At 57.2% G+C, this 25,584-nt stretch carries 30 protein-coding genes and 1 tRNA gene; 14 read left to right on the top strand and 17 right to left on the bottom strand.

The window, feature by feature from the left end; all coding sequences use genetic code 11:
• Window positions 1-13 precede the first annotated feature (13 nt).
• Entirely contained in the window at window positions 14-448 is a 435-nt protein-coding gene (gene mscL / locus ACEN9O_RS07605; protein ID WP_495616974.1) for a large conductance mechanosensitive channel protein MscL, read from the bottom strand.
• Between the two features lie 360 nt (window positions 449-808).
• Here mscL and petA point away from each other — a divergent pair, with 360 nt between their 5' ends.
• From petA to ACEN9O_RS07635, 6 genes are all read left to right on the top strand, one after another.
• A complete protein-coding gene (gene petA / locus ACEN9O_RS07610; RefSeq protein WP_026334826.1) occupies window positions 809-1,417 on the top strand; it encodes a ubiquinol-cytochrome c reductase iron-sulfur subunit in 609 nt (202 codons plus the stop codon).
• 3 nt (window positions 1,418-1,420) lie between these two features.
• Window positions 1,421-2,833: a cytochrome b gene (locus ACEN9O_RS07615; protein WP_495616975.1), complete on the top strand. Its 1,413-nt coding sequence runs from the start codon at window positions 1,421-1,423 to the stop codon at window positions 2,831-2,833.
• Window positions 2,834-2,869: 36 nt separating this feature from the next.
• The gene (locus tag ACEN9O_RS07620) at window positions 2,870-3,634 is read left to right on the top strand and encodes a cytochrome c1 (protein WP_495616976.1); all 765 of its coding nucleotides are present in this window, start codon (window positions 2,870-2,872) and stop codon (window positions 3,632-3,634) included.
• A gap of 115 nt (window positions 3,635-3,749) precedes the next feature.
• Entirely contained in the window at window positions 3,750-4,361 is a 612-nt protein-coding gene (locus tag ACEN9O_RS07625; protein ID WP_008443913.1) for a glutathione S-transferase N-terminal domain-containing protein, read from the top strand.
• 91 nt (window positions 4,362-4,452) lie between these two features.
• Window positions 4,453-4,932 (top strand): ClpXP protease specificity-enhancing factor, encoded by a 480-nt coding sequence (locus ACEN9O_RS07630; RefSeq protein WP_495616977.1) that lies wholly within the window; start codon window positions 4,453-4,455, stop codon window positions 4,930-4,932.
• 26 nt (window positions 4,933-4,958) lie between these two features.
• Window positions 4,959-5,034, top strand: a tRNA-Thr gene (locus ACEN9O_RS07635).
• A 50-nt stretch (window positions 5,035-5,084) separates the two neighbouring features.
• Here the strand turns inward: ACEN9O_RS07635 and ACEN9O_RS07640 are convergent.
• From ACEN9O_RS07640 to ACEN9O_RS07690, 11 genes are all read right to left on the bottom strand, one after another.
• Window positions 5,085-6,095: a phage integrase gene (locus tag ACEN9O_RS07640; RefSeq protein ID WP_495616978.1), complete on the bottom strand. Its 1,011-nt coding sequence runs from the start codon at window positions 6,093-6,095 to the stop codon at window positions 5,085-5,087.
• A 52-nt stretch (window positions 6,096-6,147) separates the two neighbouring features.
• Window positions 6,148-7,422: a type II secretion system protein GspD gene (locus tag ACEN9O_RS07645; protein ID WP_495616979.1), complete on the bottom strand. Its 1,275-nt coding sequence runs from the start codon at window positions 7,420-7,422 to the stop codon at window positions 6,148-6,150.
• The gene (locus ACEN9O_RS07650; protein ID WP_495616980.1) at window positions 7,419-8,510 is read right to left on the bottom strand and encodes a zonular occludens toxin domain-containing protein; all 1,092 of its coding nucleotides are present in this window, start codon (window positions 8,508-8,510) and stop codon (window positions 7,419-7,421) included. Before ACEN9O_RS07650 ends, ACEN9O_RS07645 begins: the two co-directional genes overlap by 4 nt.
• 1 nt (window position 8,511) lies before the next feature.
• Window positions 8,512-8,685, bottom strand: coding sequence for a hypothetical protein (locus ACEN9O_RS07655; protein WP_495616981.1), 174 nt, complete (start codon window positions 8,683-8,685; stop codon window positions 8,512-8,514).
• Window positions 8,686-8,689: 4 nt separating this feature from the next.
• Window positions 8,690-8,977 (bottom strand): DUF2523 family protein, encoded by a 288-nt coding sequence (locus ACEN9O_RS07660; RefSeq protein WP_495616982.1) that lies wholly within the window; start codon window positions 8,975-8,977, stop codon window positions 8,690-8,692.
• A 7-nt stretch (window positions 8,978-8,984) separates the two neighbouring features.
• Window positions 8,985-10,223, bottom strand: coding sequence for a hypothetical protein (locus ACEN9O_RS07665; protein WP_495616983.1), 1,239 nt, complete (start codon window positions 10,221-10,223; stop codon window positions 8,985-8,987).
• A gap of 161 nt (window positions 10,224-10,384) precedes the next feature.
• The gene (locus ACEN9O_RS07670) at window positions 10,385-10,591 is read right to left on the bottom strand and encodes a hypothetical protein (protein ID WP_495616984.1); all 207 of its coding nucleotides are present in this window, start codon (window positions 10,589-10,591) and stop codon (window positions 10,385-10,387) included.
• A gap of 29 nt (window positions 10,592-10,620) precedes the next feature.
• A complete protein-coding gene (locus ACEN9O_RS07675; protein ID WP_495616985.1) occupies window positions 10,621-10,908 on the bottom strand; it encodes a hypothetical protein in 288 nt (95 codons plus the stop codon).
• 45 nt (window positions 10,909-10,953) lie between these two features.
• On the bottom strand, window positions 10,954-11,166 hold the full coding sequence (locus ACEN9O_RS07680) for a hypothetical protein (RefSeq protein WP_495616986.1): 213 nt from the start codon (window positions 11,164-11,166) through the stop codon (window positions 10,954-10,956).
• A complete protein-coding gene (locus ACEN9O_RS07685) occupies window positions 11,153-11,488 on the bottom strand; it encodes a hypothetical protein (RefSeq protein ID WP_495616987.1) in 336 nt (111 codons plus the stop codon). Before ACEN9O_RS07685 ends, ACEN9O_RS07680 begins: the two co-directional genes overlap by 14 nt.
• A 24-nt stretch (window positions 11,489-11,512) precedes the next feature.
• Window positions 11,513-12,916, bottom strand: a complete 1,404-nt coding sequence (locus ACEN9O_RS07690) for a replication initiation factor domain-containing protein (RefSeq protein WP_495616988.1) — start codon at window positions 12,914-12,916, stop codon at window positions 11,513-11,515.
• A 504-nt stretch (window positions 12,917-13,420) separates the two neighbouring features.
• Here ACEN9O_RS07690 and ACEN9O_RS07695 point away from each other — a divergent pair.
• The gene (locus ACEN9O_RS07695; protein WP_495616989.1) at window positions 13,421-13,981 is read left to right on the top strand and encodes a hypothetical protein; all 561 of its coding nucleotides are present in this window, start codon (window positions 13,421-13,423) and stop codon (window positions 13,979-13,981) included.
• Between the two features lie 311 nt (window positions 13,982-14,292).
• Window positions 14,293-15,303 (top strand): hypothetical protein, encoded by a 1,011-nt coding sequence (locus tag ACEN9O_RS07700; RefSeq protein WP_495616990.1) that lies wholly within the window; start codon window positions 14,293-14,295, stop codon window positions 15,301-15,303.
• A gap of 405 nt (window positions 15,304-15,708) precedes the next feature.
• Here ACEN9O_RS07700 and ACEN9O_RS07705 read toward each other — a convergent pair whose 3' ends face one another.
• Complete coding sequence (locus tag ACEN9O_RS07705; protein WP_495616991.1) at window positions 15,709-16,638, bottom strand: Abi family protein; 930 nt, start codon at window positions 16,636-16,638, stop codon at window positions 15,709-15,711.
• Window positions 16,639-17,254: 616 nt separating this feature from the next.
• On the opposite strand from ACEN9O_RS07705, the gene ACEN9O_RS07710 reads away from it, so the two are divergent.
• From ACEN9O_RS07710 to ACEN9O_RS07720, 3 genes are all read left to right on the top strand, one after another.
• Window positions 17,255-17,518 (top strand): helix-turn-helix domain-containing protein, encoded by a 264-nt coding sequence (locus ACEN9O_RS07710; protein WP_495616992.1) that lies wholly within the window; start codon window positions 17,255-17,257, stop codon window positions 17,516-17,518.
• Between the two features lie 2 nt (window positions 17,519-17,520).
• Window positions 17,521-18,867: a type II toxin-antitoxin system HipA family toxin gene (locus ACEN9O_RS07715; RefSeq protein ID WP_495616993.1), complete on the top strand. Its 1,347-nt coding sequence runs from the start codon at window positions 17,521-17,523 to the stop codon at window positions 18,865-18,867.
• 172 nt (window positions 18,868-19,039) lie between these two features.
• Window positions 19,040-19,822, top strand: a complete 783-nt coding sequence (locus tag ACEN9O_RS07720; RefSeq protein WP_495616994.1) for a hypothetical protein — start codon at window positions 19,040-19,042, stop codon at window positions 19,820-19,822.
• A 63-nt stretch (window positions 19,823-19,885) separates the two neighbouring features.
• On the opposite strand, the gene ACEN9O_RS07725 is transcribed toward ACEN9O_RS07720, so the two are convergent.
• Both ACEN9O_RS07725 and ACEN9O_RS07730 read right to left on the bottom strand, forming a co-directional pair.
• Entirely contained in the window at window positions 19,886-20,626 is a 741-nt protein-coding gene (locus ACEN9O_RS07725) for a PEP-CTERM sorting domain-containing protein (RefSeq protein WP_495616995.1), read from the bottom strand.
• 455 nt (window positions 20,627-21,081) lie between these two features.
• The gene (locus ACEN9O_RS07730; protein ID WP_495616996.1) at window positions 21,082-21,825 is read right to left on the bottom strand and encodes a substrate-binding periplasmic protein; all 744 of its coding nucleotides are present in this window, start codon (window positions 21,823-21,825) and stop codon (window positions 21,082-21,084) included.
• 82 nt (window positions 21,826-21,907) lie between these two features.
• On the opposite strand from ACEN9O_RS07730, the gene ACEN9O_RS07735 reads away from it, so the two are divergent.
• Window positions 21,908-22,174: a hypothetical protein gene (locus ACEN9O_RS07735; RefSeq protein WP_495616997.1), complete on the top strand. Its 267-nt coding sequence runs from the start codon at window positions 21,908-21,910 to the stop codon at window positions 22,172-22,174.
• Window positions 22,175-22,228: 54 nt separating this feature from the next.
• Complete coding sequence (locus tag ACEN9O_RS07740) at window positions 22,229-22,360, top strand: hypothetical protein (protein ID WP_495616998.1); 132 nt, start codon at window positions 22,229-22,231, stop codon at window positions 22,358-22,360.
• A 45-nt stretch (window positions 22,361-22,405) separates the two neighbouring features.
• Here ACEN9O_RS07740 and ACEN9O_RS07745 read toward each other — a convergent pair whose 3' ends face one another.
• On the bottom strand, window positions 22,406-23,395 hold the full coding sequence (locus ACEN9O_RS07745) for an alpha/beta fold hydrolase (protein WP_495616999.1): 990 nt from the start codon (window positions 23,393-23,395) through the stop codon (window positions 22,406-22,408).
• Window positions 23,396-23,558: 163 nt separating this feature from the next.
• A complete protein-coding gene (locus tag ACEN9O_RS07750; protein ID WP_495617000.1) occupies window positions 23,559-24,410 on the bottom strand; it encodes an alpha/beta fold hydrolase in 852 nt (283 codons plus the stop codon).
• A gap of 172 nt (window positions 24,411-24,582) precedes the next feature.
• Between ACEN9O_RS07750 and ACEN9O_RS07755 the strand changes: the two genes are divergently transcribed.
• A complete protein-coding gene (locus tag ACEN9O_RS07755; RefSeq protein ID WP_495617001.1) occupies window positions 24,583-25,485 on the top strand; it encodes a LysR family transcriptional regulator in 903 nt (300 codons plus the stop codon).
• Window positions 25,486-25,584 lie beyond the last annotated feature (99 nt).

Here is a 25,584-nt window from a genome sequence, read left to right on the forward strand (position 1 = left end):
GACGGCGTCCTTGTTATTTCTTGAGGGAGTCGCGGATCTCGCGCAGCAGCACGATATCCTCCGGCGTGGGCGCCGGCGCCGCGGCCGCTTCAGCCGCCGCTTCCTTGGTGCTCAGGGTACGCGCCTTGTTCATCAAGCGCACCATCTGGAAGATCACGAAGGCCAGGATGATGAAGTTCAGCAGGATGGTGGCGAAATTACCGTAGGCCCACACGGCGCCCAGCTTTTTCGCCTCGGCCAAGCTCAGGTGCGGGTCCTGGCCGTTGAGGGCGATGTAGTAGTTGGCGAAGTCCAGGCCGCCGAACAGTTTGCCGATCGGCGGCATGATGATGTCGGCCACCAGCGAATCGACGATCTTGCCGAAAGCGCCGCCGATGATCACACCCACAGCCAGGTCGACCACATTGCCCTTCATCGCGAATTCTTTAAATTCCTGCATCATTGACATTTTTACATCCTCGCTGTGGTCATTTGTGAACAAAACTGCGTCTGGATCATACTATTTTTTCAATTAGATTCCAAACACGCGCGCGTGGTGCGCATTTGGACACCGAATTACGCTATAAATTTGTCTTGTATCAATATCTATGGCTTGCGCGCCGGCAGTAGGGGATGGCCTGGCGGAATTCAAGTCCAAAACGGTGCGCAAATCGCGCCAATTGGGGTTACGGCAACGTTTTTGCTTTAATTCGTATCACGCTTACCTTATAATTTAAGGTTGCTAGAAGCTATATTCGTGCTTCAACAAGTTTCAGGTTTTGTTCTCGGTTCTCGGATTTTGTTCGCACTTTGACTGATTGGGGTTTGTATGAGTATCGAAAAGCAGGTCGATTCCGGCCGACGCGGATTGCTCGTCGCAACAGGCGCGGCGGGTGGTGTAGTGGGTCTGGCAACCGCCGGGGCACTGGTAAGCACGTTCCAACCGTCCGAGCGCGCAAAAGCGGCCGGCGCACCGGTGGAAGTGGATATTTCCAGCCTCAATCCCGGCGAAATGAAAACCGTCGAATGGCGCGGCAAACCGGTCTGGATCATCAAGCGCACCCCTGAAATGGTGGCCTCGCTGAAAAAAACCGACGGCAAAGTGGCCGACGCCGACTCCAAGCGCAACCCGGACGAGTTCACCCCGGAATACGCCCGCAACGAATGGCGCTCGCGCAAACCTGAACTGCTGGTCGCGGTCGGCATCTGCACCCACCTGGGCTGCTCGCCATCGTCCAAATTCACCCCGGGCCCGCAGCCATCGCTGCCGGACGACTGGGAGGGCGGCTTCCTCTGCCCGTGCCACGGCTCGACCTTCGATATGGCCGGCCGCGTGTTCAAGAACAAGCCGGCGCCGGACAATCTGCAAGTGCCACGCCATATGTTCCTGAGCGACACCAAGCTGATCATTGGTAAAGACGAGAAAGGCGAGGCGTAAATCATGGCGGCTTTCAAAGAGACAAAATTCCCGGCCGATGCTCCGGCCGCACAAAAAGCGCTGGGCTGGGTCGACGACCGCTTCCCGCTCACCAAGCTGTGGAACGACCAATGGGGCAAATACTACGCCCCGAAAAACTTCAACTTCTGGTACATCTTCGGCTCGCTGGCCATGCTGGTGCTGGTGCTGCAGATCGTCACCGGCATCTTCCTGACCATGCACTACAAGCCGGACGCCAACCTGGCCTTCGGTTCGGTCGAATACATCATGCGCGAAGTACCGTGGGGCTGGCTGGTGCGTTATATGCACTCGACCGGCGCCTCGGCCTTCTTCATCATCGTCTACCTGCACATGACGCGCGGCCTGCTGTACGGCTCGTACCGCAAGCCACGTGAGCTGATCTGGCTGTTCGGTTTCGCCATCTTCCTGTGCCTGATGGCCGAGGCCTTCTTCGGCTACCTGCTGCCATGGGGCCAGATGTCGTACTGGGGCGCGCAGGTGATCGTCAACCTGTTCGGCGCGATTCCGCTGATCGGCCCTGACCTGTCGCTGTGGATCCGCGGCGACTACGTGGTGTCCGACGCCACCCTGAACCGCTTCTTCGCCTTCCACGTGATCGCGATCCCGCTGGTGCTGCTGGGTCTGGTGGCTGCCCACCTGATCGCGCTGCACGAAGTCGGCTCGAGCAACCCGGACGGCATCGAAGTGAAGGAAAACCTGGGCGCCGACGGCCACCCGGTCGACTCGATTCCTTCGCACCCTTACTACACCGTGCACGACCTGTTCGGCGTGTCGGTGTTCCTGCTGATTTTCAGCACCGTGGTGTTCTTCGCCCCGGAAATGGGCGGCTACTTCCTGGAATATAACAACTTCCTGCCGGGCGACTCGCTCAAGACCCCGCTGCACATCGCGCCGACCTGGTACTTCACCGCGTTCTACTCGGTGCTGCGCGCCACCACCGCCGACTTCATGTGGGTGCTGATGTTCTTCGTGGCCGCCTACGTGGTGTTCGTGTGGCTGAAGTCGCGCCTGTCGAGCATGGTGAAGACCGCCATCGCCGTGATCGCGCTGGTGGCCATCATCGGCATGCTGCCGCAGGTGCTCGACGCCAAGTTCTGGGGCGTGGTGTTCTTCGGCGGTTCGGTGGTGATCCTGGCCTTCCTGCCCTGGCTGGACAAGTCGCCGGTCAAGTCGATCCGCTACCGCCCAAGCTGGCACAAATACGTGTACGGCGTGTTCTTCTTCTGCTTCCTGTCGCTGGGCTACCTGGGTACCCTGCCGCCGACCGAAGGCCGCACGCTGTTCTCGCAAGTATGCACCCTGCTTTACTTTAGCTTCTTCCTGTTCATGCCATGGTGGAGCGCCATGGGCACGTTCAAGAAGGTCCCGGACCGCGTAGTGTTCCACGCGCACTGATCGACCACCCCGGCTAAAGTACACAAAGGACATTACATGAATTTTCCTAAAAAACTGCTCGCTATCCTGGCATTGCTGCCGGGTCTGGCACTGGCCAACGAAGGCGGCGTCGCGCTCGACAAGGCCCCTGACCGCTCGAACAACATGGCGGCGCTGCAGCATGGCGCCAAGCTGTTCGTCAATTACTGCCTGAACTGCCATAATGCGTCCTCGATGCGCTACAACCGCCTGCGCGACCTGGGCCTGACGGAAGAGCAAATCAAGGCCAACCTGCTGTTTACCGGCGACAAGGTCGGCGAAATGATGACCACCACGATGAATCCGAAAGATGCGAAAGCATGGTTCGGCGTGGTGCCGCCGGACCTGTCCGTCATCTCGCGCGCGAAAGCGTCGGGCGCCGGCAGCGGCGGCGACTATCTGTACACCTACCTGCGCACCTTTTACAAGGACGACACCCGCCCAACCGGCTGGAACAACCTGGTGGTCAACAATGTGGCGATGCCGCATGTGCTGTGGGAACTGCAGGGCGTACAGAAGGTCAAGATGGAAGAAGTGGCCGACCCGCACGAGGAAGGCAAGAAGATTCATCAGTTTGCCGGCTTCGAGCAGGTCACGCCGGGCAAGCTGACGAAGCTGGAATACGACACTGCGGTGGCCGACCTGGTCGGTTACATGGAGTGGATGGCGGAGCCTGCGGCGCAGACCCGCAAGAAACTGGGTGTAGCGGTGGTGCTGTTCATGGCCCTGTTCGCCTTCCTGGCATGGCGCCTGAACGCGTCGTTCTGGAAAGAAGTTAAATAATCGAGAGCGCCGGCTGGCCGGCGCTTGTTTTGCGATGCCCGCGCTGGCGGGCGATCGATCCGGGGTGAACCGTTCGCGGCGTCACCCCCTTTGTTCTTCTAAGGAACTATAAAAAATGATGGTTCTCTACTCGGGTACAACCTGCCCATTCTCGCAACGCTGCCGTCTGGTCCTGTTTGAAAAAGGCATGGACTTCGAAGTGCGCGATGTCGACCTGTTCAACAAGCCGGAAGACATCTCGACCATGAATCCGTATGGTCAGGTGCCGATCCTGGTCGAACGCGAATTGATCCTGTACGAATCGAACATCATCAATGAGTACATCGACGAGCGCTTCCCGCATCCGCAGCTGATGCCGGCCGACCCGCTGATGCGCGCGCGTGCGCGCCTGATGCTGTTCAATTTCGAAAAGGAATTGTTCGTTCACGTGCACGTGCTGGAAAGCGAACGCGCCAAGAGCAACGACAAGAGCCACGACAAGGCCCGCGCGGAAATCCGCGACCGCCTGACCACGCTCGCGCCGCTGTTCCTGAAGAACAAGTACATGCTCGGCGATGAATTCTCGATGCTGGACGTGGCGGTCGCGCCGCTGCTGTGGCGTCTGGATCACTACGGCATCGAACTGTCGAAGACCGCGGCGCCGCTGATGAAGTACGCCGAGCGCATCTTCTCGCGCCCTGCCTACATCGAAGCGCTGACGCCGTCGGAAAAGGTCATGCGCCGTTAATTGTGGCGTAGTCCGTTTTACTTGAAGTCTATCGGCGCGTTTGCCGGCCTTAGCGGGCGGCGCGCCGGGTTTTACTGCAGTCTGGAACACCATGTCTGAAATCTCAACCAAGCCCTACATGCTGCGCGCCATTTATGAGTGGTGCACGGACAGCGGCTATACGCCCTACCTCGCCGTCAAGGTCGACGCCTCGACCACGGTGCCGATGGAATATGTGAAAAAAGGCGAAATCGTCCTCAACATCAGCTTCGGCGCCACTTCGGGCCTGAAGATGGACAACGACAGCATCCGCTTCCACGCGCGCTTCGGCGGCGTCTCGCGCGAGATCTACGTGCCGGTCAACAACGTCATGGCGATCTATGCCAACGAGAACGGCCAGGGGATGGCGTTCGAACCGCAGCTGGGCTTTGCCGAGCCGCCGGAGGAAGGGGAAACCAGCGTGCCGGCACCGGCGCTGGCGGCCGTTCCGGCGCCCGCGCAAGAGGTCAAGACCGAGGCGCCAAGCGCTCCGGACGACGACACCGACCCGCCAAAAAAGGGCGGCCGGCCCACTCTTACGCGAATTAAATAGCGTATAATTCGCCCCGTACAAGTTTCGCCGACTTAGCTCATTTGGTAGAGCAGTTGATTTGTAATCATCAGGTGGCCAGTTCGAAACCGGCAGTCGGCACCAATAAAAACAAGGGCTTACAGCGATGTAAGCCCTTGTTGCTTTGTGTGGTGTCAACCAAGTGTCAACCGCGTCAACGGGTTCAACAACTTGGCCTCCTGCAGATGGTCTGGGCTGAGGTGCGCGTAGATCATGGTCGTTTGCAGGCTCGAATGGCCAAGCACCTTTTGCAGCGCGAGGATGTTCCCACCGTTCATCATGAAGTGGCTGGCGAACGTGTGGCGCAGCACGTGCGTGAGCTGACCCTGCATCAGTTCAATGCCGGCCTCCTTTACTGCCATACGGAATGCACCGACCGAACTTTTAAAAATTCGACCTGACGCATCCGTATTTCCGGCCTGGTAGAACTCCCTTATCTCGACAGCCAAAGCGTCGTCAATCGGAATCGACCTATTCTTGTCGGTCTTCGTTTGGGTGAAGTGCACCATTCCGCTGTGAAGCTGTGAAATGCGCAGCGATTCACCCTCATTCCACCTGGCGGCAGACGCCAAGCACAGCTTTGTAATCAACAACGCGTCTCGATCCTTCCGGCGCTCCAGTGCCGCCAGGAGGGCACCAATCTCATCGTCCGTCAGGTAAGACAGTTCACGTTCTGCAATCTTGAACTGCCGTAGCCGAGCCAGCGGATTGCTTTCACTCCAAAATCCAAGTCGAATAAGCTCATTGAACACGGCGCGCAGATAAGCATGCTCGCGGTTGATCGTATTGGGCGTAACGCCTTCGGCCAAGCGAGCAGAACGGTATGCCGCGAAATGCTCCGACTTCAATTGTTCGGCTACAGGATTGCCCAGAGCTTCGCATACCCGCTGAAGCGTGCTGTATGTCCTGGTGTGCCGCAGTTGAATGCCATGATGGGACTGCCAAAGCTCAATTAGTTCGGACAGCTTGGTGAGATTCTTCTTGGGCTTCACCCAGCCATCGTTCTGAACGACTTGCGTTTTCGCCCAGGCTTCAAATTGAAGTGCCTCAGATTTTGTAGGCAGCGTTTTGCGAATCCGCTTCTGCCCGCGCCCACCTGGTTGAATATCGACCAGCCAACCACTCTCTGTTTTCTTGATTGTCATTTCTAAACTTCCCAACATTTACTTCTTCAAACATCCCCGACCAAACGCCGAGCTAGATTCGCGTTAATTGCAGGACCAAGATGATCTCACTTCGACTATTTGAGCCTGTTTTGCTCTGCATGAATGCCGGGAAAAACGGTAGCCCGCTACTGCCCTCGCTATCCTTCGTCTCCGTCATGCCACCTATTACGATCACGTCGCCGTCGGCCAAGGTGACATCGGTTTTCAGCTCGCGTTTTATCAGCGTCGGACTGTTGTTGACGCCTGTAGTCGTATTCACAAAGTTGCTCACCTGCTGCAATAGCGACACGTCCACCGCGTTATCGCGTACTTGTGGCGTCAGCTCGAAGATGACGCCAGAAGGTCGATATTCGACCGACTGGACAGGCTGCTGGCTGTTGCCGGGGTAGGAGACAGCGCCAAGCACCGGAACTTCTTGGCCGACAGAAAATCGGGCGGCAGCCCCCGAGCGGACCCGGATCGAGGGTGAGGAAACAACCTTAAAACGACTGTCGGTCGCCAGTGCGGACAGCACAGCATCGATGCCAGAAGTCTTTATATGAACGGCGTTGCCCAGCACCTGGGAACCCGAACCAATCGAAATCGATAATTTGCTCGACAAGATCGACGCCGCGAGTTGCCACGCTGACCCCGCATCCTTCGTGTTCGTGACCTCGTACAGCGCAGCCCGAGCCAGTATCTCACCGCTGGCAACGTCCAGCTGAGGCAACAAGTTGGACAACTTTACGATTTCCGCATGCTCGCCGGCGAACACCAGCAAATCCGCGTTCTTGTCGATCAACGCTGCGGCCGATCCGGCTGGCACAGGCTTGGAGGCATCGACCCCGGCACCAAGCGCCGCCTGCACACCGCGCTGGTTGACGAACTGGCCCTTGAACAGCGGCTTAAGCAGGTCCGTCAGGTAGTTGACATCGCGGTAGCGTGGCCTGTAAACGAATGGCTCACGCTCGACTTCAGCCTGCTTAACAACGGTCAGGAACTCGATGCCGCCGCGCTTCTCGATCACGATGCCCATCATGTCCAGAAACTTGACGAAATCGGCCTTGCCCTTGCCGGTGCTTTCGCCGCCGATCCGCAGCGACACCACACGAGCATCGGCCGCGACCTCCGGCGCCAGCACATAGGGCATCTTGAACGCATCGCGATAGGCCAGCGTGATCAGCTCCCCAAGCTTGACGTTAGCCAGGTTGAACGCGATCGCGTCATCGACCTTCTGAGCGGGCTTGATATTACTAAGAATTTTGCTGGACGGTGCGGCATGTACCAGCGGTGCAGCCAGCGCCAGAGCGACTATCAGGAGCTTCATTTCTTCCCCTCAGAGTTGATTGGCATGGGAACCATGCCGGACTGTTGTGAAGACGGGGAGCCTCCGCCAGAGAAAGCAGTAACCTTGCGTCCGTCCAACGTGCCGACGATGGCCCCACCTTCGTTGTTGAATGCGCTGGGGTGCTCGTAGCGGACCCGGCCCAGCGTGGATACCAGAACGACATAGCGCACCGGGCCAAGTCGCACGTCACCGGCGACCCGCCATTCGTCCGAGAACTCGGCACGCGGAGCTGTAACTGGGACAGTAGAAGGTACGCCAGCGGGCGCTGCGGCATTGGCCGGTACCGATCCCTTAGCCTCGACCTTCGCCTTATCCTGCGGCCCTTTAAAGAATCTGCACACGGCCCAGAACGATGCCGACCCAAGCACAATAAACAGCACCGTCAGGCCCCATATCACAGGATTCTTGAGGATGTTCTGGCGGTCATCGACCGTCACTTCCTTGCCCTTGCCGCCGTCATAGCTGCTATACAGCGGGAAGATAGCCGGGTCGTATTTCTTGTTCTCGACTTTGATGCGGCTCTTGATGTGCTGCTTCCAGCCCTCCCACATTTCGACCCGGTACACCTTGGTCAACCCGAGGCTCTTGATCTTCGTGGTTCGGAACGACAGCTCGACAACCACCTTAAGAGTACGGTGGAGGTCGCTGATATCCTGCACCATCAGCACCAGGTCACACGAAACCTTGGTCTCAGGATCAACGTAGTGCCGATGCTCACGGAAGAACACCGAGTGCTCCTTTAGGAGCTTGCAGTCAGTGCCCCAGAAGCGCCAGGCCTCGTCGATGCACACGATGTCGCCGGGCTTGACGAACGTGTCCACGTCCGCGCCGTGCGGAAGAAAATCTGCCTTAGCCACATCGTCGTTCGAGCAGTGAACGACGGTCCCCAGGCGGGCCAGCTCGATCCCCTTACTCTCATGGATGTACGCCCTAATCGAATCACCGTCGATACCATCCACGTTGGTAACGACGCGCCGGCCCTTCGTGATCGCCTGGATGATCACGGAGCTGACGCATTCGTAGGATTTGCCGCTGCCCATGAGGCCGGTGTAGACATTGATCGGCATTTCAGGCCACCTTGCACACGACGAAGCCCGGCAGTCCGAGCGGGCTGCAGGCGTAACGTAGGTGTACGCCGAGCAGAACGGCCAGGAGGACGGCACCGACCGCCAGGCCGACAGCGAACGCGGCCGCGACGCGCTTATCGAACCTGCGGGACAAAAAAGCGATGAGGGTCAGCATGCCATCATCCGATCACGGGCAGCCGGCGAATGATAAACCGAGTCAGGTAGGCCGAAATGACGGCAGGCAGGCCAACCGACAGCGCGAACAAATCGAGAAAGTACCAGGTGGCAGCGCTGATGCCGCCGAACGCGCTTGTCAAGCTGGAGCCAGTCGGCAGCCAAGAGGCGATGACACCGACGAACTGGGTCGTCACGAAGTAAAGCGCAAAGAACACGACGAACTTGACTAGGACGGAGCGAACCACCCAAGCGAGAATGAAATTGAAGGCTGAAACGAGTATGCCGAACATGGGGACCTCACGCAGACAAGACGATGAACAGGGCGATCAATAGCCAAACGACGAGCATCGCGTTGTACAGCACGGCGCGATTGTCCTCGAACAGATAACACTGCTGATCCATGAGGATGTGCTTGTTGAACAAATCGAACGCTGGCTTGGGACACTCTGCAGAGTGAGACGGCACAGTCCAGTTCTTCAGCGACGGCGCAAGCGAAGCCAACGGATCGATGATCTGCTGTGCCGTGGGAATAGCCTCCAACGTGGGCGCACCGATCACGGGGTCGTTACCCAAATTGACCTGCGGCTGGGTGGAAGGGTTTACCACTGGATCATTAACCGGACTGGTCGACGGCTCCGCAAGGGGATTTGTTGTACTTATCGGAGAAGTCAGATCGCCGATGCGCGGCACAGCACGACCGGGATTAGCGGCCCTATCGGCCTGAACATCAGCCTCAGTGACCGGATCGGACAGCGAGTAAGGCACGCCGTTGTAACCAGGCTTGCCAGCGGCGTCACGCCATACAGCGTCGGCGATGTCCGCAATGGTTTTGGCAGGTATGACCAAACCCTTCTGCAGCTCGGGAAGCGCCTCCAGAGCATCGCCAACCGGACGGGTCTTAGCTGGTGTGCCACCAGCGATGTACGCCGCGTCTGCATTCACGAGCGGGCCTGCAGCGCCGTCAGCTACCTCAATGTAACCGGACTGCCCCATGCAAGGGTTACCGCTAGCGTTGAGTAATTGAAGCTCCCACCAGCCGGGCAACGACGAGCCGACAATCTTAGCGCCGCCAGGGCAAATACCGGAATAGGTGCTCATGGCACTGCCATTAGTCAGCGCATCGGCGATAGACGCCCAGCATCCGCTACCGCCGCTTCGGTAGCACTTGCCAGAGGCAAGGGCGGGAGCCTGAGCGCCTTGGGCCGGCACGTTGACAGTACCGTCCTTGTTGAACAGGTAGCCAGCCAGCACCTGGATGCCATAACCGACAACACCAGCGATAGCGGCCGAGGCAAGCAGAGTGCCCCAGGCAGGAGCCGTACCGGCAGCGACCACACCCACCGCAATCTCTGTAACAGCCGTACCGGCAGCTGACACGAGCCCGGTTACACGGGGATCGCTCGCGGCCAAGCCACGAGCAACAGCCTTACCACGAAGGACGCTGGCAACCTCGCGTGCGATGTTCGAGCCGTCATAGGCGAAGGCATTGCACGAGAGCGTGAACGCGAAGAAAAGAACCAGCAGCTTGCGTATCATCGTGCGCCCCCCTCAAACCCTTTGATCACGGCCCAAGCCGTGAGCATTCCCCACCCGAACATGACGATGTACCAAGCATCATTTGCAGTCATAGCTAACCCCATTGTTGGATAAAAAAGGGCGACCCGAAGGCCGCCCACCTTGGCCGACGCGGCGAGGTCTTAGCGACCGCGCAGCATGCCCAGGACGATGCGAGCAGCCTTCATGGCGACGTAGACGGCAGCCAACGTGCCAGCGATGGCAATCACGGGCGTGACCACATCGGAAGCAGAGAAGGCACCGGTAACGCCGGTCAGGTCCAGCGGCGCAGCCTGCGAGGTTGCAGCGACGGACAGGGCCGCGATGGCCAGAGCGATTTTGTTTTTCATGTTGCAATTCCCTTTCTAGGAAGTTGAGGTTAGCCCCGGCGGATTAAGCCGAGGATCGTGCCGCTGAAATGGCTTGCGAGCCATGCCAGTAATACGATGCTGAATGCGAAGCCAAAAAGACCAGTGGCTTGCGCGTAATCGAAGGGTTCCGCGATCGCGTCAATTTTGGAAGCGTTGGCGGCATCGATCACGTAGGCCTGGACGACCAGCGGCTGAAAACTCACGCCGTTCGCATCCATTCCACATGGAGCAACTGCCGGCCCACCGTCAGTACGGGCTTGGCAGCTCAAGATGTTGACCACAGAACCAATATTCATTTCAGTTTTTACAGATTAAGGAACCCGGATACAGCCGGGCCTGTACTACTCGCTTGTGCCAGTACACACAACCTGCGTCACGAAAAACCCTTCGTGACAATTCAGCGTTGCTGTATCGGTGGCCTCTGCAATCCCATCGAAGCGTCCGGCTTCATGCGCCCAAGGCGTGAACCCAACATCGCCTTCCACCGGCATCAGAAACAACGCCGACTCTTTGTCTTGAACGATGAATTTGAACTCGGCCTTATGCGCCTGCATGTTTGCCACCCGAGGCAGCTGGCTTCGCAGCTTCCACAGGCCGCAGCGAGTGGATGACGGTTTTTTGCGTCTTGCCGTTCGTCACGATCTCCATCTCGGCGATCGCCATGAATGGGAACGAGTCGGCCAGGTGTTTGTATTTCTGGTACTCCTCGGCCTTGCCCAAGCCATACTCGGCGCAGGCAGTACCCATCGCCGTGTCCTTGCTGCTGTCCAGTTCGGTCTCGACAAATACCTTAGTGCTGTCGAATGCCTGACCGTTGTCCATGGTCCCTTTGGAGAACTTCATGCCGGTGACTTTGATCGTCGAAGTGAATTTCATTTTTTAGTTCCTGATTTGAACGGCCTACGCAAAACCGTTTTCCCCATTGAGGCCGAAACATGGGACGGTGGTAATAAACTGCATGAACGACGGAATAGGCACAGGGGCTTGCTTGTGCACAGGCGTAGGGCCAGACGTGGCATCGCTTGTAAGCGGCTTCATGCGCTTCGGCCAGTAGTCGTCTGCCTCATTGCAAATCAGATCAAGGGCTTTCTTGTCACCCCACAGCTCGCGGAAGACACGGATGTACTTGCCGAACTGATGCTTGGTCACTTCAATGCAAGCATCAACGGTGATCTGCGCTGTCTTGACTTTCACTTCCATGCGTTGCGGCGTTTCGACCTGAACGAAATGTGAGAAGCACGGGTAGGCGGCAGCGAAAAAATCTGTTGGGTTCAGAAGCACGTCAAACTGAATGATCGTGTTTGTGTTTTTGAATTCGACTTCGCAGCGGCACCATGAACTGGATTTGTCGCCCTCCTTACGGCCCTTCTCGTAGAAGCGGCAGAACTTACTGGAGCTCCGCAAGCCGATAGTCAATGTCCTTCCCTTGCCAGTAGGTCTGGTCCAATTGCCGATACGTTCGATATTTGGTGGCCGACCGCCAGCCTTCTGCGTATAGCCGCCGAGAGCGTATTGATCGTAGGCCCAGTCCACGGACAGGTAAGCACCTTCGATGTCGTCGTGGGCCAAGTCGATACGAGAAATCGAGGGCCGCATCGCCACCTTGGTCAAGAACTGAAACAGCCGCTTTTCCCAGCCCGCGACAGCGTTCTGACATCCTTGACCCGATAAGGTGACAAGCATGGTTGCGCGTTGTCCGCCAAAGCACACGAACCCCATACCATCGCCAAGCACCCAAGACTCACGGTAAAAATTCATACCTCGGTCACGCTTTTCGGTGATGCCGAAGCCGAAGATTTTTTCAAACTGACGACTCGCTTCTTCGATGATCTGATCGTCGGCAACCAGGGTCTGACGAGCGGTCTTGAAGAACGTGTCTTCCAACACAGTGAAATTGATCCAGTCGATGATGCAGGCTTGAGTCTCTGACGGCCTGCGGACCATGACTGTCTTGATCTTGCCGGAGTCCGTCATCATCAACGACACTTCGCCCAGTTCTTCTTCGGAAATGCTCGCCCAGATGTCCGCACCGTCAGCAACATCGGCGTCCGCTAAGTTTTCCCCCATGTTATTAATGGGGGTATCAGGAGATGCGCTTACCTGCGCCGAATGCGGCACTAACCCCCGCGCACGGCCGCCTTCGGCGATCCGTTCCGGCAGCGCTGGCGCGCTGGCGGTACGTTCGCCGTCGCCGGCGCAGGATTTCCCCACGCCATAGATTTGCGACTTGACGTGACGTGCGTGACCAACACCACCGGACGCATCCGCATACGCTTTCTCTTCCTGCTTTCGGATTTTGCTCAAGAGAGAAGTACGGACGGGCCTCACAGCGCGAACTCCTTACGACTCAGTTCGCGTTGAAGCGCGACAACGTTAACCAAGCGACGGCGGCCGAGCGTTACTGATGGGATGATCCCGCGATTGAGGTGTCCAAGGACGACGCCAGGAGGAAGGCCAACTACTTCCGCGAATTTTTCAAGCGTCATAAGACCGGCCCCGTTTGACAACGAGCCTGCATTTGCCACTGGCACAGATACTTGCTCCATAGAACTATCGATTCCCATATCAACACATCAATCACATTCGAGAGGCGGACCATGCGCCGAGTGAGAAGACAATTCGACCCTTTGGCCCCTCTACCGGCAGTGACAACCACCGCCTGACGATTCATAATCGGCAAAACCAACGACCGGCCCAAACCAAGCGCCGCAAAAATTCAATAACTGCCGTAAAACTTAAATTTATGACGTAATTACGTCATAAACAGCATAGTATCGGCAGTGTTTCTTATAGTCAAGCAGAACTGCCATGAAAAAAGTTACGTTCGGGGTTGTACCCATTCACATCAGGCTAAAAGCGGTTGTCCTGCAGGAAACCGACGAGGCGGGCAGGTTTGGGTGGCTACAGAAGAAGACAGGAATCTCTCGCAACACCTGGCAGACCTGGTGGGATAAGGAGGAAGCACCGCCTAGCGGGAAAATGCTAGAGGCAGCGGCGCGCTTATGGCCGAAATATGCACTTTGGCTAATTTCCGGTATTGCTGACGTAGAGTACGGACACACATTTCCTAAAAATCAACAAAAATCGGTCACTTGGCCGGAATATGAAGGCAGGGAAATCAGAGCAGGTAGCGACTACTTTGAGCACTGCATCAAAATGCAAGACAAGCTGTCGCATGACGCCTACACAGGCGACAAGGAATGGAACCGCGATTGGGAAACAGCTAACGACCTAGCCTGGCAACGCGAGGTTGAAATCAACGCGCCGCGGCTAATCGGCAGAAGCTACGAAGATCGTCTCACTGCAAAGCCCGCCAAAGTGAATCCGTGGCGACCGGATGACGCTAATGGGGAACACGACGACGAGTAGGCGGAGTAACCGTCAAATTATTAGTCAATTTGAGTAACCAAGGACAAGATGGAGCCTTTAAGTAACCAATATGGCCAAAAAAGCTCTCGTTTTGCTCAAAATGACTAATTCACAAGCAGGTTACTCAATTTGACTAACGCCTACTCTGCGTATGAACCGCCACTTTGGGTCCATATGCGTATTGGACCTACCGGGTATATTCAATACACCCTTGGTGCAGCTGTCGGCGCTATTGCTATTCAGAAATTTATTGTGCCACAGAGGTAAAGAGTTTCTATCCATCAAGGTCGATGCTTGGAGAGTCCGCAATCATGAGGTATTTGGTACCGTGCGTTGAACAACTTGATCGCGCTGCTCAAGAGCTGCACGAGGGCTCGGTAGTGGGCGCTCGACTCGCATTAATTCTCACCGACAACATAGTTGAGCTAATGATTCACCGAAGATGTGAGCGAATATTTCGTCGCCACACTCCCGCATGGAGCGACCAGAAGCCACAAAAAAAATATGGGCGGGTTGAGCAGCATAGAGTGCTGGGGCGTTTCTTCGACCCGAAGCTTAAGTTTCTCAAGGCTGAAGGTGAGATAAGCGAAGCTGAGTACACTTTCATTGTCAAATGCCATGACATTCGAGGAGAGGCCTATCACTCTGGTTTAATCCACGATGAAATACTTCCTGCCTTGGCATGGCATTACCATGAAGTCGCATGCGGTATCTTTGGCAGGTTTAAGTCAGACACAAGATCGATAAACCCCCGACTTCCAATTCCTAAACGTTACGCCTTCCATATACCAGAAGCGATGAGGCTCAACAGTTCAATTGCATATCAGTTCGGGATTGAGGCATCTATCTCAGAGTCGTTGAATGCATCGAGGCCGCCGCTGTCGAAGACGTTGCAACGGTCGCTTACCTCTCACCTCGAGGAGTTAATAGAACAAGTGGAGACGTTGATTGACGTAATCGTTAGAAATCGTCCATCAGACCATGACATGGAGCGCGAGTTGGTGGAGGCACAGTGGTGGACTGAGTTGTTCGCCGATGTACCTCTTGAAATAGAGCCGCGTTCAAGTGAGTACCAATCACACATCTCAACGAAAGCAAAAAAGATGCGTGAATCCTGGCAGCCAAGGTTCCGAAATGTGCCGGTTGAGGCATGGAGGCGAAGAACACGAAAGCTGGTAAGTGCTCAGAAGTACTCGGCCGTGCAAAGTTATTTTGCGCTGTCGTCGGAAATAAATTCCTTTTTGGTTCCTATCGAAAGTGTTGTTGGTGGCATCGAAGCTCAAGCCGAGGTGCAGATGGAACGAAACAGAGGTCGTCGCTAGAAGACATGTCAACGGAGAGTCACCCACCCAGTTACGCCAGAACTTGACTGGGCGCTCACTCAAATTGAGTAACCGTCCTAACAGGCCCGCGCACTGTAGCTATGCCAGGAAAATGAACGTTACCGCTCAAAATGGCTAATAAGCTGAACGCTGTTCGGCATCTTTTGTAGAGTTTTTGTGGATTTTTTGTTGAGTTCTTGTTGAGTTTTCGTGGAACCTTTACCGCACGCGCCGATTTGCTAGGCCAAAGTCGGTTACTCAATTTGACTAATTTTTCGCCAGAGGGGTTTGTATCTGGTCGATCTGGCAGCACAATATCTGACATGATGCCACACGGCAACAGCGTTTGGCCGGTCATCCCGGCCAGCAACGATGCCAGCCGGTTGGCGGCATATCCACCTCGACTTAGTCAGGAATGAAGAGTCCACGGCCTTGAGAACGACCAATGCGGACGGGCTGATTTTCCTTAACAACAAATGCAAATTTGCGTCGAAACTCTGTTGGCGTGAGCAACTGATCAGCAGGACAATACCGTCCAGTTCGGTATCGCGCCAAGCCGCCATTCGTAAGCAAGAAATTGAGCCTAGTTCGCCAGCTAGACTGGACAAGGTCAGAATGGAGACCTTGGTTCATAGAGAAAATTGCGCCATCCAGGAAGCCGATGAGGCGCTGGAAACGAGCGAAGCTATCGATGTGGTTGTTGGACGCTCGCATCAATAGGGCTGGCGGGCGAACTGAGGTGTCGTAGATAGAACCAAATTTCCATAACGGCTCGTGATGGGCTAGGCGATTGCGAAATTCGTTTAGTTCATATATGAACGCGAGCGCGCTTTTACGTTTGGTGGCGTCACCCCAGTCAGCGGGAGTTGCTGAGAGCACGTGATTCGGGAAGATGGCCGGAAAGACTAAGTGTGCGTGCGCTTGAGGAATGGCTTTCAGGATGCTTGGCCAAAAGCCGAACGAGACGCGGGATACGATCTCGTCTGGATTCGGTGCTGGCCTGCGCAATGCTCGTTTGCGACCGTGACCGGTATAGCGGACGTCATCGACCTTCTTCAAGGTTTCGGGTTTGAGCTGTGCCTTGATGCTAAGGTCGTACCAGTGGCCGCTTGCCGAGCCGCCGCAGTACTGAGTGGACATAGCGCGGTGAATATTGTTGCGTAGAACTATTTCAAAATTGGAAAGCAGTGCGTTGAAGCACGCCGACAGTTCAATGTTCCACATGTACAGGCCAATTGATTCCTCCACGCTGGTGGTGCGGAAGTAGCTCTTGTAACTGTCAAGTCGAGGCTTCGAGATAGATTGTTCAAAGGCCAAAGGGAGAAGTGGGCGCATGGAGTTCGTTTGACAGAGAGTGATTTTTGCCGTATATTTGTTCGTGAAGCGTTGGTCGGCACTACCCGTAAGGGCGCCTCAACGTAAAGAGTGTAAGGACCTCCGCAAGGAGGTCTTTCGCTTTCTGGCCTAGATTTTTTGTACCGTTCACAGTTCCCTATTGAACAATTATGCTACAGCGGCTTACCTTGAGTTGACCGTCATATCTTGGCTGGTGAGTGTGCTGGGTTGCGTAAGTTTTGTCCAGCGGTTAGCGTAGCTTTCCGGCAAGAATTTCGTTAGAGGTCAATTTGCCTGTCAACGTAGTGTCAACGCTACTGTTAGATCACGAAGGCAGCAGTGTTAGGTCAAGTTCCATAAGTACCTGATTTCGTTATACAATGTGCCCTAGTGTTAATGGCGCGAAAGAATTTGTAATCATCAGGTGGCCAGTTCGAAACCGGCAGTCGGCACCAATAAATTCAAAGGGTTACAGCGCATTTGCCTGTAGCCCTTTGTCGTTTGGAAATTGGAGATATCCGTCTGACGGATAAATCATATATATCTGATATTCGGATATATTGACTTTATCTGAAATTCAGCTAAATTTAACTTATCTGAATAACGGATACTCTCCATGTCAACTGCCCCTGCATCCCTGCTTCTCATCACCACGCCACAGCTAGGTCAGTTGCTCTTGTCTACGCGTAAGCGGCGCAAGCTCACGCAGACCGACGTGGCGCATCGGCTAGGCTTGAGCCAGAATCGCATTTCGCACTTGGAACAACATCCGGATGAAATCAGCGTCAAGCAGTTGCTTAGCTGGTGCTCAGTAATCGGGCTGGAGCTGCGGCTCGGAGAGCGAATCGGGGGCGGGCCGAGCAGCTCCGCTGAGTGGTAATCATGGGCCGTCGCGCGCATCGCCAAACACTGCACCTCTGGGCCAACGGGGATTACGTCGGACGTTGGACGGTCAAAGCCTCAGGAGACTCCGAACTGCAATACGACGCAGCCTGGCGCAACTCCACACGTGGGCGCCCAATCTCACTATCGCTGCCGTTCAATCTTCATAATGAACCGCTAAAGGGAGACCGTGTCTCCCACTACTTCGATGGACTGCTGCCGGACAGCGACACCATACGCAAACGCCTTGCAGTCCGGTTCAAGACTGGGTCCACCGATGCATTTGACCTTCTCGCGGCCGTTGGTCGGGATTGCGCTGGTGCTTTGCAGCTTCTGCCCGAGGGTGTCGAACCGGAAGGACGGGGCCAGGTCGATGGCATAGTGGTTGATGATGAGGCCATTGAGCGGCACCTGCTGGACGCGGTTAATCCGGGCCATTACGGCGCCATGCCGGACCCCGATGACGATTTCAGGATTTCGCTGGCCGGCGCGCAAGAGAAGGATGCGTTCCTGTGGTGGGACGGAAAATGGCTAAAGCCGCGGGGCACGACGCCGACGACGCACATCTTCAAGCTCCCCATCGGGCTGGTTGGTGGGAGAAAGGCGAACTTCTCCACATCGGTCGACAACGAGTGGCTATGCCTGCGACTGTTCAAAGAATACGGGTTGCCAACGGCGAATGCGCAGATTGCGACATTCGGCTCACAACGGGTGCTCATCGTCGAGCGCTTCGACAGGGCACTGTCGCGCGACGGGAAGCAGCTGTTCCGGCTGGTTCAGGAGGATTTTTGTCAGGCTACGGGGACCTCGCCGCTGATGAAATACGAAAACCAGGGCGGCCCGGGCCTGCAGCAGATATTCACCCTGCTGCAACAGTCGCAGCAGGCCGATACGGACATGCACACACTCATGGCCACTCAGCTTCTGTTCTGGATGCTGCGTGCGCCGGATGGTCACGCCAAGAACTTCAGCATCCAACTGCTCGCCGGGGAGCAGCGCTTCAAGATGACGCCTGTCTATGACGTGATGTCGGCCTACCCTGCCATCGGCCATGGGCCGAACCAGTGGGCAGATCATGACATCAAGATGGCTATGGCACTACTCGGGAAGACCCGGCACTACCTGGCACACAGCATCATGCGACGCCACTTCAACAGCACGGCGAAGAAGGTCGGGTACGGCGACAACGCCGAACCTCTCATCCAGGATTTCATTGCCCGCACGCCTGCAATTGTAAACAAGGTCCGCACGGAGCTGCCAACCGGGTTCTCGGAAAAGGTCGCCGACCGAATTCTCGGTGGCATTCTCGCCGCAGCGCACGCCTTGGAACAGATGTCCCCAGTCTGATCGAACACTTACCTGCGGCCCAGGCCAAACCCGGACAGGATGCGCGAGCAAAGCCAGCAACAGAGCTCGTTATGGGCATGTTGATAAATTGTATGAAGTGAATTGCGGATTTCATAACCGACAGCACGTCTCACAGTTGGTAAGATTGTATTTTTCTGACTTGGCCTGGCATATGTTGACTTACGCACAACCCAGTCCGCCATTATCGCGCGGCGAATTCGCGCCCAGTCACCCGGCCGATGGCGCACTCTTCCTTATCTACATTACGCTGATCTGGATCGGCATGATCCTCGGTTTCGGCGGCGAGATCGGGCGCCATATCCAGAACCATGAGCCGCCCTATCCAATGATCCTGCACGTGCACTCCGCAGTGTTCGTCACATGGCTGGTCGGGTTCACGGCGCAGATTCTGCTCATTCGTACCGGGAAACCGGCCCTGCACCGGCGGCTGGGCATGGCGATGGGGTTCGGTATAGGCCTGATGGCCATCGTCGGAACATTGACGGCCTACACGATACAAAACCTCAATTTCGGCACGCCGCGCAGCGATCCCGCGTTTTTCAGCGTTCAGATGGGCGATTTGATCGGCTTCGTCGGCCTGAGCGTGGCGGCCATCGTTTATCGCAAGCGGACGGCGGCGCACAAACGTTTGATGCTGCTCGCGATCTTGCAACTGAGTACGGCGGGCTTCTCACGCTGGCTGGGCGGTACGGTAGGCGGGGCCATTCAGTTCGGCCACTGGGGGCAGAGTTTTTGGGCGACTTTTCTGATCCTGCATCTCACGAACGACGTACTCGCGCTCGGGCTTGGAGCATACGATCTGCTGACCCGAGGCCGCCTGCACCCGGCCTACGTGGCGGGTCTGGTCTGGAGTTTCGGCTGGCAGATCACGCATGTCAGCCTGTATCTGTGGCCCGCATGGTTGCCTGTCGCGAAGATGCTGCTTGGGCACTGAGATACAGGCGTTCATGCAGGGCCAGCTGACCAGCCCGGAGACCATCGGCCAACTTGATTGCGCTTAAGCCTTGCGGCGGCGAACCATGAGTCCCATCAGTCCCAGACCGGCCAGCAACATGGCGTAGGTACCCGGCTCCGGCACTGCGACAGCGTTGAAGGCGTAGCTTGCGGATGTCAGTTCTGTGACGGTAGTGCCGGTACGGTTACCTGCCTGGATGGCGGTCGCGTCCAAAAACACATTGATACCGAGCGTAGTATATTGCCCAACCGGCACGTTGAAGAATGGGGGCGCAATCGCGTTCTGGGTAAGGCCACCAGCCTGAGGCGCGACCCCGTTGGAGTACATCGTCGACGTCGTAAAAATACTGCTCAAATCTGTGCTTTTATAGTATGCGCCTTGGAAATAATCCCCTTGGCTAACGAAGGTAAAGCTGTCAACCAACGAATTGCCGCCAGTTGTAGGCAAGATGTAATTACCAAATACTCCAGGCTGCACAGCGCTGCTCAATGTATAGCCAGCATGCGCGACCGCCACAAATGCGTTTCCGGACACCGGTTGGTCCGATATCGAATTAGTGACCGTCGACGTTCCCCGGGTCGCAGCAGTGGCGCTGACATCGAAACCAGGAATCGACGAGAACGAGATCACATCGCCGGTTACCGAAACAACACTGCCAGCCCAGAAGTCACTATCGTAAAAGAAGTCTTCGTGAGCTCCTTTAATTTCGACGTAACCCGCTGCCTGGGCCGAAGTAGCGGCAACTGCGCCCGCCAGCAAACTGACAATCAATTTATTCTTCACTGTTTTTCTTTCCGTATATACCTATCCAAGCAAGGCGAAGCCGTCGCACCAGACTGGGCCGCATCGTAGTGTGCGTAGTTAAGATTGTTTGAATTTTTTCAACTATCGAAGCATAGCATAACTGCGTAACCCTTATTGGTAAATCGGCATCGATTATTGCCAATGCGCAGTTCGGCTAGGGGGCATCAACCGCCGCTACACTTGCGCAGCCCCAGATCGCACCTGCTGTTTCAGCTATAGCATGGCTCAACCATGGCTGACAAAAAAATCATCAATACGGTTTATAAAATTTCCACCAAGCGCGCCAATGGCCAACTACGCCGCGAAGTCTGGGTCAACGGAAAAGGATAAGTAACGCGCCGGAAAAGGTAGGTCTCGTAACCGTCGAGCCGCAAAACGTACGTCTGATAGCCGATCAATTCAAAATCCGCGCATACCTGACCTGACACCCTCAGCTATTCGTACTTGGCCGCCAGCCGCTGCCACGCCGGATCATCCTTGAGCTGCCGGATCACCGGGGCGATCTTGTCATAGATCGCCCTTTTGGCGTGCGGCACCAGAAAGCGCCGCTCGGTGGTGCGCGACGGCAGCTCGTGCAGCTGAAATTTGTCCGCCTCCAGCGCGTGCACCTTCAGGTAGTAGCGCACGACCGATTCGGCGGCGGTCACGCTGTCCACCCGTCCGAACCGCAGTTTCTCCAGATTGTTGTCGTCGCTGATGGCGTCGCTGCGGACCAGCCCCTGCTGTCGTATCCACGCATCCAGATCGGGATAGCTGTAGCCGAGCACCATGCCGACCGAGTGGCCGCTCAACGCGCCCGGCTTGGACACATTAAAGACCGGCCCCGCAGGCAACACGATCACATAACGGTCGATGTCGAACGGCACCGTCCACAGGTATTTTTTCTGGGCGACGTCGTTGAACCAATGCGGCATCATGCCGATAACAATGCCGTCCAACTCGTCCCGCTCCACTTGCAGCTGCAAGCGCTTGCGCGGCAGATAGATCAACTTAAAACTCAGCTGGCCGAGTTTTTTGCGGTTCAGGTAATCCACCAGATCGGGATAGATGCCGCTGCCGTCGCCTATCATCAAGGGCGCGACGCGGGCGCTGGTATAGACGTTGACGACCTCGCCCCGCGCCGCGCCATGAAGCACGCCCAGGCTCAGCATCGCCAGTGCCGTCAGGAACTTTTTCATAATTTGAATATAGTACGCCATCCTGCGGTCCGACTTAAGCCCATCCTAACCTCGTAGCCAGCCCGCTTGCTACAATAGCCGGATGCGTAACGCCCTGGCCCTCCTTGTCGCCCTGATTTTTGTGCTGTACAGCTCCCTGCTGGCAGCCGCGCCAACGCATGCCTGCTGCAAGAGCGCCGATTGCCCGGTCACCCAGTGCGCAGCGGCCGATTGCCTGCCGTCGGCGATGCCGGCGGCCCTGGGCGATATCGCGCTACCGGCCGCGCAGCCCGCCAGCGTGGCGGCGCAATGCCCGGCTGCGACGATGCTGCCTACCCCGCCGACCAAAATATGGTGCCCTCCCGACTGACGGTAAAAGTGTTTCAGATCAAATACACCACTTTTACTTTTATAAGGAAACACCATGAAATCGATCATCATTAAAGCATCCGCCGTTACCGCCGTCCTGCTGGCGTCCGCCGGCGCCTACGCCAGCTCCATGGATTGCTGCGGCGGCCTGGAGTGCTGCGTCAAGATGCTGGCCTGCTGCTTCTAAGCGCTAGCCTGTAAAGAAAGGGCCCTGCGGGGCCCTTTCTTCGTTTTAGGACTGGGCGAACGCCAGGAAGTCGGCGTTGAATTTTTCCTTGTGGGTGTCGGTCAGACCGTGCGGCGCGCCAGGATACACAATCAGCTTGGCATGCTTGACGATGGCGGCCGAGGCCTTGCCGGCGGCGTCGATCGGGACGATCTGGTCGTCATCACCGTGGATGATCAGCGTAGGCTTGTCGAACTTTTTCAAGTCGTCGCGGAAGTCGGTTTCCGAGAAGGCCTTGATCGAGTCATAGGTATTTTTGTGACCAGCCTGCATGCCTTGCGCATACCAGGCCTGGATGATGCCCTGCGAAGGCTTGGCGCCCGGACGGTTGTAACCATAGAACGGACCCGAGGCGATATCCAGATACAGCTGCGCACGATTGGCCACCGAGCCGGCGCGGATGCCGTCGAACACTTCCATTGGCAGGCCACCCGGATTGGTGGCGGTTTTCAACATCAGCGGTGGCACCGCCGAGATCAGGCCCAGCTTGGCGATGCGTTTGGTGCCGTGGCGGCCCACGTAGCGAGCCACTTCGCCGCCACCGGTGGAGAAGCCGGCCAGGATGATGTTCTTCAGGTCCAGCGTTTCGATCAGCTGGGCCAGGTCGTCGGCGTAGTGATCCATGTCGTTGCCGTCCCAGGGCTGGCTGGAGCGGCCGTGGCCGCGGCGGTCGTGGGTGATGACGCGGAAGCCGTTGTTGGCCAGGTGGAAGGCCGCCGATTCCCAGCTGTCGGCGTTCAGCGGCCAGCCGTGGCTCAACACTACCGGCTGGCCGGTGCGTGGACCCCAGTCCTTGTAGTAGATCTCGACGCCGTCGCGGGTGGTGATGGTGCTGGCCGTTTTACCGACGGGATGCACAAGCGGCGCGGCCTCGGCACTAGCGCCGGCAAACGCGGCCAGGGGAACGGCAACTGCGGCCACGGCGGCGCCGACGCCACCGAACAGGGCGGAACGACGGGATGGATTCACTGCTTGGTCTTGGGTATTGTTGTTCATGACGGACTCCATTTTAAGTAGATAACGATTTAGTAGCGAACTATGTTTGCGTATTCTGACCGGACGGTTTTTGCTGTCCATGCGCACAATATATATTGTGCGCTATTTAATAGCAAGCTATTTTAGCGCATTATTTTGGGCCGCCCGCAGGCGGCCCGCTACATCAGGACTTCGCGAACGCCAGGAAATCGGCGTTGAACTGGTCCTTGTGGGTATCGGTCAGGCCGTGCGGCGCGCCGGCGTAGACGATCAGCTTGGCATCCTTGACGATGGCGGCCGAGGCTTTGCCGGCGGCGGCTATCGGGACGATCTGGTCGTCATCACCGTGGATGACCAGCGTCGGTTTGTCGAATTTCTTCAAATCGTCGCGGAAGTCGGTTTCCGAGAAGGCCTTGATCGAGTCATAGGTATTCTTGTGGCCGGCCTGCATGCCCTGCGCATACCAGGCCTGGATGATGCCCTGCGAAGGCTTGGCGCCCGGACGGTTGTAGCCGTAGAACGGACCCGACGCGATGTCCAGATACAGCTGCGCACGGTTGGCGACCGAGGCGGCGCGCAGGCCGTCGAACACTTCCATCGGCAGGCCGCCCGGATTGGTATCGGTCTTCAGCATCAGCGGCGGCACCGCCGAGATCAGGCCCAGCTTGGCGACGCGCTTGGTGCCGTGGCGGCCGACGTAGCGCGCCACCTCGCCGCCGCCGGTGGAGAAGCCGGCCAGGATAATGTTCTTCAGGTCCAGCGCTTCGATCAGCTGGGCCAGGTCGTCGGCGTAGTGGTCCATGTCGTTGCCGTCCCAGGGCTGGCTGGAACGGCCGTGGCCGCGGCGGTCGTGGGTGATGACTCGGAAGCCGTTGTTGGCCAGATGGAAGGCCGCCGATTCCCAGCTGTCGGCATTCAGCGGCCAGCCGTGGCTCAACACTACCGGCTGGCCGGTGCGTGGACCCCAGTCCTTGTAGTAGATCTCGACGCCGTCGCGGGTGGTGATGGTGCTGGTGTGTTGAATAACGTGGTTCATGATCTTCTTCCTTTTAGTCGATGTGTGGATATCAGGTGTTGTGCTAATGTTCCTGGCAAGTTTGGCCTTGCGATGGGATGAATCTTAGGCCTGCCAAGGCATTTGCGGAACAGACAGCCCTGCAAGGCCACTTTGCAAAAATGCAGGCGCCCACCACGAACCGACACCCTCCATGCCCTCAAATACCGATTTCGACTGGAACGACATCCCGCTGATCCTGACGCTGGCCCGCAGCGGCAACATGAGCGCCACCGGCCGCCAGCTGGGCGTGGACGCCTCGACCATCAGCCGCCGCATCGCCGCCGCCGAAAAAGCCCTGAAGCTGCGCCTGTTCATCCGCGATAACACCGGCTACCAGCTGGCCGACGCCGGCCAGGTCTTCGTCCAGCACGGCGAGGCGGTGTACGGCAACGTCCAGAGCATGTTGCAGGCCTCGTCGCAGGAGGCCGACGCCACCGCCGGTCCGGTCAACCTCACCTCCATCGATTTCCTGTTCGACTACTGGCTGCTGGAACACGTTCCCGCCCTGCACGCGCTGCACCCTCAGCTGCAACTGACGCTGCAGGCGGAAAACCAGAACCTGTCCTTCACCCGCCGCGAGGTCGATTTCGCCCTGCGCCTGGGCAAGCCGGGCGAGGACGCGGCGCTGGTGATGCGCAAGCTGGGCGACCTGGGCTTCGCCGTCTACGGCCACGCCCGCTTCGCCGACACGCCGCGCGCCTGCTGGGGCACCCAGCCGTGGATCGCCTACGCCGACACAATGGCCGGCACCGGCGAGATGCGCTGGCTGGCGCAGATGGAACCGCAGCCGCGCATCGTGCTGAAGGTGAACAGCCTGAGCACGATGGTGCGCGCCTGTCGCGCCGGCGTCGGCATGGCGCTCCTGCCCTGCATCATGGGACAGCAGGAAGGGCTGGTGCGCATCGGCGGCGGCGTCGAGGTGCAGCGCGATATCTGGCTGCTCAGCCACCGCGACGCCGGCTCCATCGCCCGCTTCAAAACCGTCGCCGCCTGGCTGTCGCAGCTCTACGCCAGCAACCAGGACCTGCTGTGCGGCGCGGTTTTACACCGTTAATCCGCATTCTGCCCCTCCGTTTTTGCAGTTCGTCACATCCCGGTGGATGTACAGGTGCCCCTTGTCTATAGTTCACTCAACGCAAGACAAAACGCAGTG

It is taken from the genome of Duganella sp. Dugasp78 (genome assembly GCF_059491455.1).

Bases quoted from the DNA above. Each gene is read 5' to 3' on its own strand.
- mscL (WP_495616974.1), bottom strand. From the start codon at position 448: ATGTCAATGATGCAGGAATTTAAAGAATTCGCGATGAAGGGCAATGTG.
- petA (WP_026334826.1), top strand. From the start codon at position 809: ATGAGTATCGAAAAGCAGGTCGATTCCGGCCGACGCGGATTGCTCGTC.
- ACEN9O_RS07615 (WP_495616975.1), top strand. From the start codon at position 1,421: ATGGCGGCTTTCAAAGAGACAAAATTCCCGGCCGATGCTCCGGCCGCA.
- ACEN9O_RS07620 (WP_495616976.1), top strand. From the start codon at position 2,870: ATGAATTTTCCTAAAAAACTGCTCGCTATCCTGGCATTGCTGCCGGGT.
- ACEN9O_RS07625 (WP_008443913.1), top strand. From the start codon at position 3,750: ATGATGGTTCTCTACTCGGGTACAACCTGCCCATTCTCGCAACGCTGC.
- ACEN9O_RS07630 (WP_495616977.1), top strand. From the start codon at position 4,453: ATGTCTGAAATCTCAACCAAGCCCTACATGCTGCGCGCCATTTATGAG.
- ACEN9O_RS07640 (WP_495616978.1), bottom strand. From the start codon at position 6,095: ATGACAATCAAGAAAACAGAGAGTGGTTGGCTGGTCGATATTCAACCA.
- ACEN9O_RS07645 (WP_495616979.1), bottom strand. From the start codon at position 7,422: ATGAAGCTCCTGATAGTCGCTCTGGCGCTGGCTGCACCGCTGGTACAT.
- ACEN9O_RS07650 (WP_495616980.1), bottom strand. From the start codon at position 8,510: ATGCCGATCAATGTCTACACCGGCCTCATGGGCAGCGGCAAATCCTAC.
- ACEN9O_RS07655 (WP_495616981.1), bottom strand. From the start codon at position 8,685: ATGCTGACCCTCATCGCTTTTTTGTCCCGCAGGTTCGATAAGCGCGTC.
- ACEN9O_RS07660 (WP_495616982.1), bottom strand. From the start codon at position 8,977: ATGTTCGGCATACTCGTTTCAGCCTTCAATTTCATTCTCGCTTGGGTG.
- ACEN9O_RS07665 (WP_495616983.1), bottom strand. From the start codon at position 10,223: ATGATACGCAAGCTGCTGGTTCTTTTCTTCGCGTTCACGCTCTCGTGC.
- ACEN9O_RS07670 (WP_495616984.1), bottom strand. From the start codon at position 10,591: ATGAAAAACAAAATCGCTCTGGCCATCGCGGCCCTGTCCGTCGCTGCA.
- ACEN9O_RS07675 (WP_495616985.1), bottom strand. From the start codon at position 10,908: ATGAATATTGGTTCTGTGGTCAACATCTTGAGCTGCCAAGCCCGTACT.
- ACEN9O_RS07680 (WP_495616986.1), bottom strand. From the start codon at position 11,166: ATGCAGGCGCATAAGGCCGAGTTCAAATTCATCGTTCAAGACAAAGAG.
- ACEN9O_RS07685 (WP_495616987.1), bottom strand. From the start codon at position 11,488: ATGAAATTCACTTCGACGATCAAAGTCACCGGCATGAAGTTCTCCAAA.
- ACEN9O_RS07695 (WP_495616989.1), top strand. From the start codon at position 13,421: ATGAAAAAAGTTACGTTCGGGGTTGTACCCATTCACATCAGGCTAAAA.
- ACEN9O_RS07700 (WP_495616990.1), top strand. From the start codon at position 14,293: ATGAGGTATTTGGTACCGTGCGTTGAACAACTTGATCGCGCTGCTCAA.
- ACEN9O_RS07705 (WP_495616991.1), bottom strand. From the start codon at position 16,638: ATGCGCCCACTTCTCCCTTTGGCCTTTGAACAATCTATCTCGAAGCCT.
- ACEN9O_RS07710 (WP_495616992.1), top strand. From the start codon at position 17,255: ATGTCAACTGCCCCTGCATCCCTGCTTCTCATCACCACGCCACAGCTA.
- ACEN9O_RS07715 (WP_495616993.1), top strand. From the start codon at position 17,521: ATGGGCCGTCGCGCGCATCGCCAAACACTGCACCTCTGGGCCAACGGG.
- ACEN9O_RS07720 (WP_495616994.1), top strand. From the start codon at position 19,040: ATGTTGACTTACGCACAACCCAGTCCGCCATTATCGCGCGGCGAATTC.
- ACEN9O_RS07730 (WP_495616996.1), bottom strand. From the start codon at position 21,825: ATGAAAAAGTTCCTGACGGCACTGGCGATGCTGAGCCTGGGCGTGCTT.
- ACEN9O_RS07735 (WP_495616997.1), top strand. From the start codon at position 21,908: ATGCGTAACGCCCTGGCCCTCCTTGTCGCCCTGATTTTTGTGCTGTAC.
- ACEN9O_RS07740 (WP_495616998.1), top strand. From the start codon at position 22,229: ATGAAATCGATCATCATTAAAGCATCCGCCGTTACCGCCGTCCTGCTG.
- ACEN9O_RS07745 (WP_495616999.1), bottom strand. From the start codon at position 23,395: ATGAACAACAATACCCAAGACCAAGCAGTGAATCCATCCCGTCGTTCC.
- ACEN9O_RS07750 (WP_495617000.1), bottom strand. From the start codon at position 24,410: ATGAACCACGTTATTCAACACACCAGCACCATCACCACCCGCGACGGC.
- ACEN9O_RS07755 (WP_495617001.1), top strand. From the start codon at position 24,583: ATGCCCTCAAATACCGATTTCGACTGGAACGACATCCCGCTGATCCTG.